The 205-nt window shown below is 46.8% G+C and carries 1 protein-coding gene; it reads right to left on the bottom strand.

Annotated features, from left to right (window positions below):
- Positions 1 to 205, bottom strand: a 205-nt coding sequence (locus GNY06_RS05075; protein WP_176589970.1) for a transposase, incomplete at both ends; no start/stop codon positions are given.

The following is a 205-nucleotide window of genomic DNA, read 5'->3' as shown; positions in this document are numbered from 1 at the left end:
GGAGAAATCTCCATAGCATACATTTGCTGAACATAATCCCGCATTGCTCGGGTACTCACTCCCATAGCGTACATCGATAAGATATTACCTTCCAGCTCATCGGTAATGATTAGCTGGCGTTTGGGCACAATCTTAGGTTCAAAAGTACCCAGGCGGTCACGACCAGTTTCTAACTCAAATGAGCCAGCACTTAGACTACGCACGG

Source organism: Elizabethkingia argenteiflava (genome assembly GCF_009904105.1).
Lineage (GTDB): Bacteria > Bacteroidota > Bacteroidia > Flavobacteriales > Weeksellaceae > Elizabethkingia > Elizabethkingia argenteiflava.
The sequence above is the reverse complement of the archived record's forward strand: the minus strand, read 5'-3'. Positions and strand labels throughout refer to the sequence as shown.